Raw genomic sequence first — 12,289 nt, 5'->3', positions numbered from 1 at the left:
AAAAAAAGAGAACAGTATGGCAAAGCAGAAAGTGCAGTACGAATATCCAATGCACTGTCTTTCAGAGATTTTATACGAATATCTTGCGAGTGCCGAAGGGCTTTCCGAGTGGTTTGCCGATGATGTAACTGAGAAGGGAGATGACTTCTATTTCAGCTGGGGCGACGGTCCGGAAGAGAAGGCCACACTGATCCGCTATAAGCCTGAAAGTTTTGTTCGCTTCCGTTGGGAAGAAGACGAGGGCACGAAGAATTTCTTTGAAATGACCATTGTCATTGATGAGATTACAGAAGATCTGTCACTCAATATTACTGATTTCTGTGATCCCGGCGACGAGGAGGAGAACAGGCTGTATTGGGACAACCTGATCGAAAACCTGCAGATTAAGCTGGGCGCAGCATAAAAATATTTAAAATAACTGAAACACTATGGACGAGCGATCGTTCATTTGTTTTTTATAAAATATCCTGTAATGATCCAAAATACTTCAACAGATGGTTTGGGAGAAATGAATGTGAACCGTGCATTCCTGCATGGTGATGCGGTGAAGGTTACTTTTTTTGTACGTAACGGAAAGCTGATTATGGCCGAAGAATGCTATTTTTTTCTGATGGCCTCCATGCGCAAGATGAGGATGAATATACCGCTGAGTTATACCCTGGATTATTTTCAGCATCTCCTTTCCGAAAAGGCAATGAAACCGGGAACTCAGGATGCCTTCATCCACATGATGGTATACCGCGAAAGTGGACTTGAAAAGCTTGACAAAAGACCCGTATCTTTTCATATCCATATTGAAGCCAGGGGCGATGTCCTGCAGTTGCGCAACTCAATAGAACTGGACCTCATTAAAGAAATAAGCGTAAACACCCATTTGCTTAGCAATATAAGAGTTCACTGCCCCGAGAATATTTATGCGGAGATTTATGCCCGCGACAATGATCTGGACGATGTTATCCTGCTGAATCCGAACAAACGTATAGCCAGGACCGTGGCCGGAAACCTGCTCTTTCTGGAAGGAAATGTAATTAAGATCCCGAAGCAGTCTGAAGGCGCTTACATCTCTCCCCTTATGGAAAATCTGGTTACCTTCATTCATAAGAACGGACTCGCAGAAATCCGCGAAGAGGAACTGATCGCCTTTGAAAGTCAGAAATCGGAAGAAATTCTTATGGTTTCCGATGCGCAGGGACTTCATCCTGTACAGAAGATCAGAAATAAAACCTTTGCTCACGCCCGTTTTGCCCAGATTATTGCTCAATGGCAGAAATCGTTCCTGTAAAAGCTCTGAAATTGACAAACCCGATAACCAACCTTTGTCAGTTACCGGGTTTTATTAATGTGTTACCGATATAACGGCGGGCTTGCCTATAAATTGTATGCGGAATGTAAAATTTTACCTTATTTGCAGCCGTATTAATTCAGTGAGATATTTTGTGGGGCATTAGCCCAGATCAGGAATTCGCCGCCCAGGTTCTGCATGATTTTTTTCCATAGATTATGGTCGTTGGACAGTGTGTAATCCAGGTCATAGATATCAACTACCGTCCAGTATTTTCTCTGTATCTCGCCTTCCAGTTGCAAGGCTGCCCAGCCTGAGTAACCCGAAAATACTTTTACATCGTTTACATCAAGCGTATGGTTCAGCAGCTGCTCAATAACTGTTTCGGTATCTTCGGTCAGATAGTAGTTCTCATTAATCTTAAGGTGAAAATCGTTCGCCGCCTCACCCTTTACAATAAAGAATGTCTTGTCATTTTCAACAGGGCCGCCTTCATATACATCCACATCAAATCCCAGCAGTTGCGCTACTCCGCGGCTTACATCTTCATTTTTTTTATTCAGAATCAGTCCGAAGGCTCCATTTTCACTATGGTCCACCATAAGCACCACCGACCTGGAAAAAATGTCGCCCGACACATCAGGTGTGGATATTAAAATTTTACCTTTGTAGGAATTCATCACATTTTCTTTTTGGAGCTATGCTTCAATCAAAAATAGAAAAAAAATGGAAAACTTACACGATAAAAGAAAAATTTACGACCAGTCTGAATTGCTTGAAAGCCAGATCAGGGAAAACCCAATTGAGCAGTTCCGTGACTGGTTTGTGGATGCAGGCGCACATTCCGCCATCTCTGAAGCCAATGCCATGTCCGTTTCAACGCTGGAGGAAGACGGTTGTCCGCGCACCCGTATGGTCCTGCTGAAGTCCTATACCTGGGAAGGTTTTATTTTCTATACCAACTATAACAGCCGCAAGGGTAAGGCAATTGAGTCCGGCAAGCGTGCCTGCCTTCATTTTTTCTGGCCACCGCTGGAGCGGCAGGTAATCATTAAAGCCGAACTGGAAAGACTGCCCGAAAATTTAAGCGACGGTTATTTCGCTTCGCGCCCACGCGGCAGTCAGCTGGGTGCTGTGGTATCCCCACAGAGTGAATTTATACCGGACCGGGAATTTCTGGAGGAGAAACTCAAGGATCTGGAGAAGCAGTATGATGGCAGGGAAATCCCGCGGCCTGAAAACTGGGGTGGCTATATGGCCCGTCCCTATGAAATTGAGTTCTGGCAGGGCAGACCCAACCGTTTGCACGACCGGATTCTCTACAGTCTGGAATCAGATTTCAACTGGAGCATCAAAAGACTTGCTCCCTGAGCAGCAAACCATATAAATACGAAAACCTCACCCGAAAGTGAGGTTTATTTATAGTAAATAATCTGAAATTATTTATTTCCGGAAACCGCAGTGGCAAGATCTGCACCAGCTTTGAATTTAGCTACTTTCTTCGCAGCAATATTGATAGGCTTTTTAGTGGCTGGGTTGATACCCTGTCTTGCAGCTCTTTCGGCTACGGAAAAAGTTCCGAATCCTACAAGGGAAACCTTTCCGTCCTTTTGCTGTAAAGTGTTCATTACGTTAGACATAAAAGATTCTAATGCTGCTTTTGCTGCTACTTTGGTGATACCGGCATCGTTTGCCATTGCCTCAATTAATTCAGACTTGTTCATAATTTTAATATTAAAAAGTTAGTAATCTACTTGGTTATATAAGCAAATATAATACAAAATTCAATATGCGCAAATTTTTAAGGATTAATTGAACAGAATTTTATAAAAATATGGCTATATATTAAAAAATGATAATTGGGGTTGGAACGGTTTATCAGCACTTGCAGAAACTGCAATTCATACTATCCCCTTTATTTATCATGTTTTTTTCAATTCAGAGGTTTTGTGATGCAATTTATGAATTCGTAAAACATATTAATTTTTAACCTTTTGAGGTTAAACATCATTCAAATGAAGGTCAAATTATTGAGTTTCATCCACCGGCAGCGTGTTTCAGGCGTAATTGTACTCAGGTCTTGTACATTCAGTTATGTTGATAATTATTAATAAATTTGCAGAATGCTTATTGAAGTTTTTAAATCCAAGATCCACCGGGTTCGGGTTACCGAATCTGATCTTAATTATATAGGAAGCATCACGATTGACGAAGATTTACTGGAAGCCTCCGGCATTATGGTGGGCGAAAGGGTATATATCGTGAATGTAAACAACGGTGAAAGGTTCGATACCTATGCCATAAAGGGAAAAAGAAAATCCGGCGAGGTGTGCCTGAACGGGCCCGCTGCAAGACGTGTACAGCGTGGTGATATTATCATCATCATTGCCTATGCCCAAATGACGCCCGAGGAAGCGCGTGACTTCCAGCCCAAAATTGTGTTTCCGGACGAGAATACCAACCTCCTAACCTAATCCTGTCCATTGGAAACAACCAACAAGAAAAATCCTCTGAAAATGATTCTGACCATTGCCCTCTCGCTGGCAGTGGCTGTTTTTTTTATGTGGCTGGCATTTCGGGGCCTTAACTTCGCTGAGATTAAAGGTTATTTTGCCAAAGCGAATTACTTTTGGGTAGCCGTTGCTGCTGTTTTTGGAATTTTAGCCTATTGGTTCCGTGCCATCCGCTGGAATTTGCTGCTTGAACCCATGGGTTACCGGATTTCTAATTCCAACTCACTTTGGACCATTTCTTTCGGGTATCTTATGAATCTCACCATCCCGCGCAGCGGCGAGCTGGCCAGATCTACCGCTTTGTACGGCGTTGAGCAGGTTCCCGTAGACAAATCATTCGGTACCATCATCCTGGAACGTATTGTGGACCTTATCTGTATGATGGGTTTCCTGCTGCTTACTCTTGTTTTTAAATACGAGGCCATACTTGCGTTTTTCAACCACGTTACCCAGAGCAATGACAGTTCGGCCCAATCCTCCAACTTCTGGCTTTGGCTAATATTGACGGTGGGGATTACAGGTGCGGTTTTATTCTTCGTCCTGAGGTCCAGACTGGAGAAAATCTCAGTTCTCGGAAAGATTTATAAAATTGTCGATGGTCTGTTGCAGGGCATAACATCAATTTTCCGCCTGAAGCAGCCGATTCGTTTCCTCTTATATTCATTTGGCATCTGGATCTGCTATTTTCTGGCAGCTTACCTGGTGTGTTTCTCTCTGCCCGAAACCTCGGCATTTTCTGTGGCTGACGGGTTTTTCATCATTGTAGTTGGTACTTTGGGCATGATGATTCCGGCCTCGGGGGGTATCGGTGCATTCCATTTCGCGCTTAAGATTGGAATTGGCGCACTGTTTCTTTCGGAAGGCAAATCCTTTGAGGAAGGTGCTGCAGTAGGTTTAGCCTATGCCTTTATTTCACACACCATGCAGCTGGTCATTATGGCTGTCATGGGTTTTGTCTCACTTCCTGTGCTGGCAAAAAGCAGGAGTGAGGCCCTTCGTAAAAGAACTTTAAATACAGCCGAAAAGTCAAGTTGATATTCGGCCATATATAAAAGATGGAAGAGACGGCGGCTGCCGTCTCTTCTTATTTATCCGAAAGCGCGCTTAAGTAAACTTTCAACCTTGGGTTCACTTCCGCGGAATTCCTTGTAGAGTTCCATGGGATCCTTGGTCCCGCCGGCTGCCAGTAAACGTCGGTACCTGGCTGCGGTTTCAGGGTTGAAGATTCCGTTTTCCTTAAAATACTGAAATGCATCCGCATCCAGCACTTCAGCCCATTTGTAAGAATAGTAACCGGCGGAATATCCGCCCTGAAAGATGTGTGAGAAACTTGGACTTGTTGCGGTATCAGGATTTGCAGGGTACAGACTGGTGCCTTCGGTTTCCTTCACCTCAAACGTCTTTACGTCACCAATCTTATCAGCTGTACTGTGATAGGCCATATCCAGTTTGCCCAGGCCAATCTGCCTTAGGGTCTGGTATCCTTCCATAAAATTCTTGGAGTCAGAAATTTTCTGGATTTTATCATCCGGCAGTGTCTCGCGCGTTTTATAATGTATGGCGAAGGTTTTCAGAAAGTCAGGTTCATAGCAGAAATTCTCCAGGAACTGGGAAGGCAGTTCCACAAAATCCCATTTTACATTGGTGCCGGATAAGTTGGGGTAGGTGGTATCGGCCAAAATGCCGTGCAGCGCATGACCAAATTCATGAAAAAGGGTCGTTACTTCCTGGAAGGTGAGCAGGCTTGGTGTATCTGCACTTGGTTTCGAAAAGTTGCACACAACAGATATATGCGGTCTGATATTTTCGCCGTTTTGTCGGTACTGATTTCTGAAACTGGTCATCCAGGCGCCGGCCCTTTTTCCTTTTCTGGGAAAATAGTCGGTATAAAGCAGCGCCTTAAATTGGCTGTTTTCAAATATCTCATAGGTTTTTACCTCCTCATGATACTTTTGGATCTCGCGGGATTCCTTAAATTCCAGTCCGAAGAGTTTTTTAGCCAATGTAAATACTGCCTCCTCCACTTTTTCCAACTGGAAGTAAGGTTTCAGCTCCTCATCATCAATATCGAATTTCTTTTTCCTGAGTTTTTCTGCATAATAACTGTGGTCATAACTATGCATTTGGTCTATGCCGTCAGCTTTTGCCATCTCCTGCAGCTCCGCAATTTCTTTCTCAGCATAAGGCCTTGCCTTTTCCATAAGCTCATTCAGGAAATTGAGTACCTGGTCCGGCGATTTAGCCATCCTTTCCTCCAGTACAAATTCTGAATAGTTCCTATATCCCAGCAACTTTGCTTTCTCCTGCTTCAGAGATACGATTTCGCGAATGAGTTCCTGATTGTCGAATTCATTATTGTTAAAGGATTTCTTTCCGTAGGCGTCAGCGAGTTCTTTTCTCAGTTCACGGTTTTCCGCATACGTCATGGCGGGCAGATAGCTTGGGATGTGCAGCGTGATCACATAGCCTTCCAGTCCCCTGGATTTTGCCTCTTCACGGTACTGTTCCAGAATGGCTTCCGGAAGGCCTTTCAACTCCTTTTCATCTGTGATGTGCCTGAAGTAGTTATTTGTTTCAGCCAATACATTCTGTCCGAACTGCAGTGATTTTTTGGAAAGTTCAATGCTTATTTCTTTAAATCTTTCCTTATCCTCACCATTCAGCAAGGCACCGCTGCGCACGAATCCTTTGTACGTCTCGCTGAGAAGCATTTGTTGTTCTCCGCTCAGTTGATATTTGTCCTGCTCGTCATACACCTTTTTAATTTTTTCAAAAAGGACCTCATTCTGCGATATTCTTGCGGAATATTCCGTAAGCAGAGGTGAAACTTCCTGAGCGATTTTTTGGATTTCGTCATTGGTCTCGGCGGAATTCAGATTGAAAAAAATGCCTGAAACTACATCCAGTTGTTGTCCGGAGTACGACAGTGCTTCAATTACGTTTTCAAAAGTGGGCTCAGCTTCGTTATTGACGATAGCATCAATTTCCTTTTCCGAAACCTTAATAAGCTCACGGAAAGCAGGTAAAAAATGTTCTTCTTTTATTTCGGAAAAAGGTGCGGAGGAATGTATAGTTTGAAAGGGTTGTAACAAAGGATTACTCATTGTAAAATAGTGGATTTATTCAGATTTGAGCAGGTATCCACCTGCTTGGTGAGGTAAAAATACTCAAAATATTAATTTTATATTTGTGTAAAACTAAACAATCATGAAAACTTTACTGAAAATCATCGTAGCCATCGTAATTGTATTGCTTATCTTCATGTTTGCTGTTGGCAAGGATTATCACTTTGAAAAATCGATTGTCATTAACGCGCCTGCCGACAAAGTGTACCAGAATATCAGTTCGATGAAAGCTTTTAACCAGTGGAACCCCTGGATGAAGCTGGATCCGAATATGAAAATTGATTATTCCGGGAACAGCGGTCAGGTAGGTGATCAGTATTGCTGGGACGGAAACGATGATGCAGGTGCCGGCTGTCATATCATTACGGCATTGGTGCCCAATAAGAAACAGAGCGCCAAGATGCTTTTTACCAGACCTTTTGAAAGTGATGCTACTTCTGATATTGTATTGACCCCTCAGGGTAATAGCACAAAAGTGACCTGGGATATGGACTGCGAATTCGATTATCCTATAAACCTGATGACGGTGTTTATGGACGGCCAGATGGACAAGTCCTATGGTGAAGGTCTTGCAGCTCTGAAGGCGCTTTCGGAAAAATAATCAACAGGACCGTAAGTATGACTGTGGTCATAGATTTTTCGGTATTGCGGCCTCTATTTTTGCAGTAATATGTCACATCACTTACTTTTGGTATTACATCTTTTGGGTGCCGCTATATGGGTGGGCGGTCATCTCGTACTCGCGCTGGGGATTTTGCCGGAAGTGCTGAGGAATCGTGATCCTGAAATCCTGCTCTCCTTTGAAAAGAAATACGAAAAAATTGGAATTCCCGCGCTGCTGGTAATGGTGATCACCGGCGTCTGGATGGCTTACGATTTCGGGGTGGATTTTACGCAATGGTTTCACTTCACCAATCCTGTTGAATCTGCTGTTTCCGTTAAGTTGATTCTGCTTTTCAGCACCTTACTATTCGCCTTGAGTGCCAATGTTTTTGTGCTGCCTAAACTGAGTGCACGTACCTTGCCGTTAATGGCTTTCCATATCATCAGTGTTACGGTTATAGGCATCTTCATGCTCATTGTAGGAAGCTTCTTCCGCTACGGGGGCCTGAGCGTTTAAAATAAAAATGCATATTTTTTGTTTAGAAAGCATTAGTTTTAACCTGCAACATTCAGCTGGAAGCAAGTTGCAGCATTGTTGTTTTATATGCAGAAGGCTCTCTATAATAAAAATGATTTGCGGACGTATGTGCAGGAAATGCTTTCAGGTAAGGTAAAGACGCTGGAGTTTTATCTTAATTTCACACTGGAAGCCAGCCGCGACATCAAAAAAACCAGTAAGTACGACTCGATTCGGGAAGAAATACAGAGTGAGATTTACCATTTGGACCGTCAGATGGCCGCGCTTAAAAATATGCAGCGTGAAATGCAGCGTGTTCCCGATAAAAAGACCGACTCAGCAGTTGTGGGCTCGCTGGTCATAACGAATAAGGCCAGGTTCTATATTTCGGTCTCACTAGGCGAGTTCTTTTTTGAAGGAGACCGGTTTTACGCCATCTCCGAAATAAGTCCAATGGCGCAAATTATGAAAGGGAAAAAGGCGGGTGATGAATTTACCCTCAATAAAATTCACCAAAGGATAGAAGAAATTTTTTAAAAATTCGGTTTCACTTCATATCCTATATCAACAGCGGGACATTAAAAGTTCATTATTTTTGTCTGATGGATAAAAGTCAGATATTAAAAGAAATCATCGAATCACGGAAGAGCACTTTTCCAAGAGATTACACAGGGGAAGGTCTTGCACCGGAAGTGCTGAATGCTATATTGGATTCGGCGCAGTTCGTTCCCAACCATAAAAGGACGAGGCCCTGGCGTTTCCGGGTATTTACGGGTGCACAAAAAGATGAGCTTGGTGCCACCCTTGCCGGAATTTACCGTGATACCACGCCACCTGCGGTCTTCCTTCAGAAAAAATACGAAGATATTCCTGCCAAAGCAGGTAAGGCCGGGGCCATAATCAGTATTTCGGTTGCATTTAGCGGTCTGGTGCCCGAGTGGGAAGAAATTGCCGCTGTAGCTATGGGGGTGCAGAATATGTATCTGACCTGTACGGCTACAAATGTAGGCTGTTACTGGAGTTCGCCGGGTCTCATCAAATATCTGGACGGCTATTTGGGTCTCGCTGAGAACGAAAAATGTTATGGTCTTTTTTATTTGGGTGCCCTGAAATCTGAACTGGATGAAATTTGATATTTTATCAAGTGTGAGGCTTCAATTCCATAAAAATGGTTATCTTTGCGCACTTAATATTTAACGGGACGAGTTCCCACAAAATCAAACTTTTATGTCAGTAAAAATCAGATTACAAAGACACGGTAAAAAAGGAAAGCCTTTTTTCCACATCGTAGTTGCCGATGCAAGAGCAAAAAGAGACGGTAGATTCATCGAGAAAATCGGTACGTACAACCCAATTACCAACCCAGCAACCATTGAACTGAATGTTGATGCGGCTGTAAAGTGGTTGAACAATGGTGCTCAGCCTACGGATACTGCAAGAGCGATCCTTTCTTACAAAGGTGCACTTTACAAAAAACACCTTATGGGTGGTGTAGCAAAAGGTGCTTTTGACGAAGCTGAAGCAGAGAAGAGATTTGGTGCCTGGTTGGAGACTAAAGAAAAGCAGGTAAGCGGTAAAACTGATGATTTGGCAAAATCTAAAGCAGATGCCAAGAAAGCAGCTTTGGAAGCAGAAGCTAAAGTAAATCAGGCAAGAATTGATGCAGCAGCGAAAGTTGAGGCAGATGCAAAAGCTGAAGCTGAGGCAAAACTTGCCGAAGAAAAAGCAGCGGCTGATGCGAAAGCAGCTGAGGAAAAAGCAGCTGAAGATGCTAAAAACGCTGAAGCAACAGAAGAAACTACTGAAAAATCAGTTGTTGAAAATGTAGCAGAAACAATTGGTGGTGCTGCGGCAGCAGTAGCTGGCGCTGTAGATTCCGTAAAGGAAACTGTAGCAAACGTTACTGAGAAAATTGCTGATGCAGTTGCTCCTAAGAAAGAAGACGGTGAAGCTGCAGATGAAGCTAAAGCTTAATCTACCTCACTGTATAAATTACGGAAGACGCCTGTTTGGCGTCTTTTTTATTTAAAGAGTATATTTGCAAATCTGCATGCAAACCGTGGGCCCCAAACCCGCGCCACAGCTGATCCTAATAAATCAACATGAAAAAAGAAGACTGTTATTACCTGGGTAAAATCACCAGGACACACGGACTGGCCGGAAATGTAATTCTGAAACTGGATACCGACCAGCCAGATCATTATAATAAGCTGGACGGCGTTTTTGTAGAAATAAACGGACTGCTTGTTCCCTTTTTTGTAGAAAAGCAGCAATGGAGCCGCGATAACACAAAGATTGTTTTCTTTAAAAACGCCAACCTTGCCATGGCAGAACAGCTGGTGAACAAGAACGTTTTTATGCCTTTATCCACACTTCCGGAACTTTCCGGAAACCAGTTTTATTATCACGAAGTCCTTGGTTTTGAAATCCGAGACGAAGAAGGAAACTCCTGCGGAACCATAAAGGAAATTAACGATCAGATTGCCCAGCATTATTTTATTCTTGATCTGGACGGTAAGGAAGTCATTATTCCCGTGATCAAAGACTGGATATTGAGCGTAAACCGTGCTGATAAAGTAATTACGATGCAGCTTCCGGAAGGTTTGCTGGAAGTATATACTACACCTGCAGTGAAAGATGAATGATAAACCGTGCCGAAGCTCACGATACTGATTTCGGAGGTACCGCATTAAACAATCAGGCTCCTTCGGCCTGCAAAAATGAGCCAAAAGTGCTATCTTTGCTATAATTGACTAAGACCGCAATGAAAAGAATGATTATAAAAGAACTCCTCGGAGATTATAAAAAAATACTTCATCACGATATTACTGTGCAGGGTTGGGTCCGTGCCTTCCGCTCCAACCGCTTTATCGCACTTAACGACGGATCCACTATGGCCAACCTTCAGGTAGTTGTGGATTTTGATAATTTTGATAAAGACACAATAAGTAAAATCAGTGTCGCCTCGTCACTTAAAATTACCGGTGAAGTGGTGGAAAGCCAGGGAAGCGGTCAGGCCATTGAAATCATCGCCAAAAAAATTGTTATCTTAGGTGATAATTTTACTGAAGAGCGCGATAAAACCATTCTTCAGCCCAAAAAGCACTCACTCGAAGTGCTTCGTGAGCAGGCGCACCTTCGTTTCAGGACCAACCTGTTTTCAGCCGTTTTCCGTGTGCGCAGTGCCGTAAGTTTTGCCATTCACGAATTCTACAATAAAAACCACTTCTTCTATATCAATACGCCGATCATTACCGGTGCGGATGCCGAAGGTGCAGGGGAGATGTTCGGTGTCACCAATTTCGACCTCGACAATATCCCAAGAAATGAGGAGGGAGAAATAGACTTTGCCCAGGATTTCTTCGGAAAGAAAACCAATCTTACAGTCTCAGGCCAGCTTGAAGCGGAAACTGCAGCTATGGGATTAGGCAGGGTTTATACCTTTGGACCCACTTTCCGTGCCGAAAATTCCAACACGACACGTCACCTTGCCGAATTCTGGATGGTGGAGCCCGAAGTGGCCTTCAATAACCTTGAAAATAATATTGACCTTGCAGAGGATTTCCTGAAATATGTCATCAGCTATGTTCTGAAGAACTGTGCCGAAGACCTTGAATTCCTGAACAGCCGTTTTGCTGAGGAGCAAAAACAGAAGCCGGAAAAGGACCGTGCAAAAGAAGGGTTGATTGAAAAACTGGAAAACGTTGTTAAAAAACGCTTCATGCGGGTTTCCTATACGGAAGCCATAGAAATCCTGATGAGCTCCAAGGAAAATAAAAAAGGAAAATTCCAGTATCCTGTAGACCGCTGGGGAATTGACCTTCAGAGTGAGCATGAGCGCTTTCTGGTTGAGAAGCATTTTGAAAGCCCTGTAGTGCTATTTGATTATCCAAAGGAGATCAAAGCCTTCTATATGCGTCTTAATGATGACAATAAAACCGTGGCCGCGATGGACGTTCTGTTCCCGGGTATTGGGGAGATTATCGGCGGGTCGCAGAGAGAGGAAAGGCTGGATGTACTGAAACAGAAAATGCAGGATATGAATGTGGACGAGCATGAGCTTTGGTGGTATCTGGATACACGTAAGTTCGGTTCTGTGCCGCATGCCGGTTTTGGTCTTGGTCTGGAAAGGCTGGTGCTTTTTGTAACGGGTATGACAAATATCCGCGACGTAATTCCTTTCCCGCGAACCCCCAAGAATGCGGAGTTTTAACAGAATCTTGTAAGAATATAGAATTAATCTGTAATC

General features: G+C 43.4%; 14 protein-coding genes and 1 pseudogene. 12 read left to right on the top strand and 3 right to left on the bottom strand.

The annotated features are described in order from the left end of the window. Window positions 1–16: 16 nt before the first annotated feature. Window positions 17–403 (top strand): START-like domain-containing protein, encoded by a 387-nt coding sequence (locus tag F7R58_RS09615; RefSeq protein ID WP_158064708.1) that lies wholly within the window; start codon window positions 17–19, stop codon window positions 401–403. A gap of 69 nt (window positions 404–472) precedes the next feature. After that, complete coding sequence (locus F7R58_RS09610) at window positions 473–1,282, top strand: aminotransferase class IV (RefSeq protein ID WP_158064707.1); 810 nt, start codon at window positions 473–475, stop codon at window positions 1,280–1,282. A gap of 134 nt (window positions 1,283–1,416) precedes the next feature. Here the strand turns inward: F7R58_RS09610 and F7R58_RS09605 are convergent, their stop codons facing one another. Continuing rightward, on the bottom strand, window positions 1,417–1,965 hold the full coding sequence (locus F7R58_RS09605; RefSeq protein ID WP_410493602.1) for a YqgE/AlgH family protein: 549 nt from the start codon (window positions 1,963–1,965) through the stop codon (window positions 1,417–1,419). Between the two features lie 43 nt (window positions 1,966–2,008). On the opposite strand from F7R58_RS09605, the gene pdxH reads away from it, so the two are divergent. After that, window positions 2,009–2,653, top strand: a complete 645-nt coding sequence (gene pdxH / locus F7R58_RS09600) for a pyridoxamine 5'-phosphate oxidase (protein ID WP_158064705.1) — start codon at window positions 2,009–2,011, stop codon at window positions 2,651–2,653. A 68-nt stretch (window positions 2,654–2,721) separates the two neighbouring features. Here the strand turns inward: pdxH and F7R58_RS09595 are convergent, their stop codons facing one another. Then, a complete protein-coding gene (locus F7R58_RS09595) occupies window positions 2,722–3,006 on the bottom strand; it encodes an HU family DNA-binding protein (protein ID WP_158064704.1) in 285 nt (94 codons plus the stop codon). A gap of 399 nt (window positions 3,007–3,405) precedes the next feature. Here F7R58_RS09595 and panD point away from each other — a divergent pair, with 399 nt between their 5' ends. Beyond that, complete coding sequence (gene panD / locus F7R58_RS09590; protein ID WP_158064703.1) at window positions 3,406–3,756, top strand: aspartate 1-decarboxylase; 351 nt, start codon at window positions 3,406–3,408, stop codon at window positions 3,754–3,756. A 42-nt stretch (window positions 3,757–3,798) separates the two neighbouring features. Further along, window positions 3,799–4,830 (top strand): lysylphosphatidylglycerol synthase transmembrane domain-containing protein, encoded by a 1,032-nt coding sequence (locus tag F7R58_RS09585; RefSeq protein ID WP_158065460.1) that lies wholly within the window; start codon window positions 3,799–3,801, stop codon window positions 4,828–4,830. Between the two features lie 53 nt (window positions 4,831–4,883). On the opposite strand, the gene F7R58_RS09580 is transcribed toward F7R58_RS09585, so the two are convergent. Next, window positions 4,884–6,899 (bottom strand): M3 family metallopeptidase, encoded by a 2,016-nt coding sequence (locus tag F7R58_RS09580; protein WP_158064702.1) that lies wholly within the window; start codon window positions 6,897–6,899, stop codon window positions 4,884–4,886. 103 nt (window positions 6,900–7,002) lie between these two features. Here F7R58_RS09580 and F7R58_RS09575 point away from each other — a divergent pair, with 103 nt between their 5' ends. The 7 genes and pseudogenes from F7R58_RS09575 (at window position 7,003) to asnS (ending at window position 12,253) form a co-directional block, all read left to right on the top strand. After that, entirely contained in the window at window positions 7,003–7,521 is a 519-nt protein-coding gene (locus tag F7R58_RS09575; RefSeq protein ID WP_229723805.1) for an SRPBCC family protein, read from the top strand. A 69-nt stretch (window positions 7,522–7,590) separates the two neighbouring features. Continuing rightward, on the top strand, window positions 7,591–8,040 hold the full coding sequence (locus F7R58_RS09570; RefSeq protein WP_158064701.1) for a copper resistance protein CopD: 450 nt from the start codon (window positions 7,591–7,593) through the stop codon (window positions 8,038–8,040). Window positions 8,041–8,127: 87 nt separating this feature from the next. Then, window positions 8,128–8,577 (top strand): GreA/GreB family elongation factor, encoded by a 450-nt coding sequence (locus F7R58_RS09565; RefSeq protein WP_158064700.1) that lies wholly within the window; start codon window positions 8,128–8,130, stop codon window positions 8,575–8,577. 65 nt (window positions 8,578–8,642) lie between these two features. Continuing rightward, window positions 8,643–9,173 carry a nitroreductase gene (locus F7R58_RS09560; protein ID WP_158064699.1) on the top strand — a complete coding sequence of 177 codons (531 nt, stop codon included), beginning with the start codon at window positions 8,643–8,645 and terminating at the stop codon, window positions 9,171–9,173. 94 nt (window positions 9,174–9,267) lie between these two features. Then, window positions 9,268–9,846 (top strand): annotated as a pseudogene (locus F7R58_RS09555) (30S ribosomal protein S16); the annotation flags it as partial. Window positions 9,847–10,142: 296 nt separating this feature from the next. Beyond that, window positions 10,143–10,685 carry a ribosome maturation factor RimM gene (gene rimM / locus F7R58_RS09550; protein WP_158064697.1) on the top strand — a complete coding sequence of 181 codons (543 nt, stop codon included), beginning with the start codon at window positions 10,143–10,145 and terminating at the stop codon, window positions 10,683–10,685. Window positions 10,686–10,804: 119 nt separating this feature from the next. After that, window positions 10,805–12,253, top strand: a complete 1,449-nt coding sequence (asnS, locus tag F7R58_RS09545) for an asparagine--tRNA ligase (protein ID WP_158064696.1) — start codon at window positions 10,805–10,807, stop codon at window positions 12,251–12,253. Window positions 12,254–12,289 lie beyond the last annotated feature (36 nt).

Source organism: Chryseobacterium sp., assembly GCF_008831505.1.
Classification (GTDB): Bacteria; Bacteroidota; Bacteroidia; order Flavobacteriales; family Weeksellaceae; genus Marnyiella.
This window is presented reverse-complemented; position numbering and strand designations above follow the sequence as displayed.

Excerpts from the sequence above, each read along its gene's own strand:
- asnS (WP_158064696.1), top strand. The coding sequence starts at position 10,805 with ATGAAAAGAATGATTATAAAAGAACTCCTCGGAGATTATAAAAAAATA.
- F7R58_RS09575 (WP_229723805.1), top strand. The coding sequence starts at position 7,003 with ATGAAAACTTTACTGAAAATCATCGTAGCCATCGTAATTGTATTGCTT.
- pdxH (WP_158064705.1), top strand. The coding sequence starts at position 2,009 with ATGGAAAACTTACACGATAAAAGAAAAATTTACGACCAGTCTGAATTG.
- F7R58_RS09570 (WP_158064701.1), top strand. The coding sequence starts at position 7,591 with ATGTCACATCACTTACTTTTGGTATTACATCTTTTGGGTGCCGCTATA.
- F7R58_RS09585 (WP_158065460.1), top strand. The coding sequence starts at position 3,799 with ATGATTCTGACCATTGCCCTCTCGCTGGCAGTGGCTGTTTTTTTTATG.
- rimM (WP_158064697.1), top strand. The coding sequence starts at position 10,143 with ATGAAAAAAGAAGACTGTTATTACCTGGGTAAAATCACCAGGACACAC.
- F7R58_RS09610 (WP_158064707.1), top strand. The coding sequence starts at position 473 with ATGATCCAAAATACTTCAACAGATGGTTTGGGAGAAATGAATGTGAAC.
- F7R58_RS09560 (WP_158064699.1), top strand. The coding sequence starts at position 8,643 with ATGGATAAAAGTCAGATATTAAAAGAAATCATCGAATCACGGAAGAGC.
- panD (WP_158064703.1), top strand. The coding sequence starts at position 3,406 with ATGCTTATTGAAGTTTTTAAATCCAAGATCCACCGGGTTCGGGTTACC.
- F7R58_RS09580 (WP_158064702.1), bottom strand. The coding sequence starts at position 6,899 with ATGAGTAATCCTTTGTTACAACCCTTTCAAACTATACATTCCTCCGCA.
- F7R58_RS09595 (WP_158064704.1), bottom strand. The coding sequence starts at position 3,006 with ATGAACAAGTCTGAATTAATTGAGGCAATGGCAAACGATGCCGGTATC.
- F7R58_RS09615 (WP_158064708.1), top strand. The coding sequence starts at position 17 with ATGGCAAAGCAGAAAGTGCAGTACGAATATCCAATGCACTGTCTTTCA.
- F7R58_RS09565 (WP_158064700.1), top strand. The coding sequence starts at position 8,128 with ATGCAGAAGGCTCTCTATAATAAAAATGATTTGCGGACGTATGTGCAG.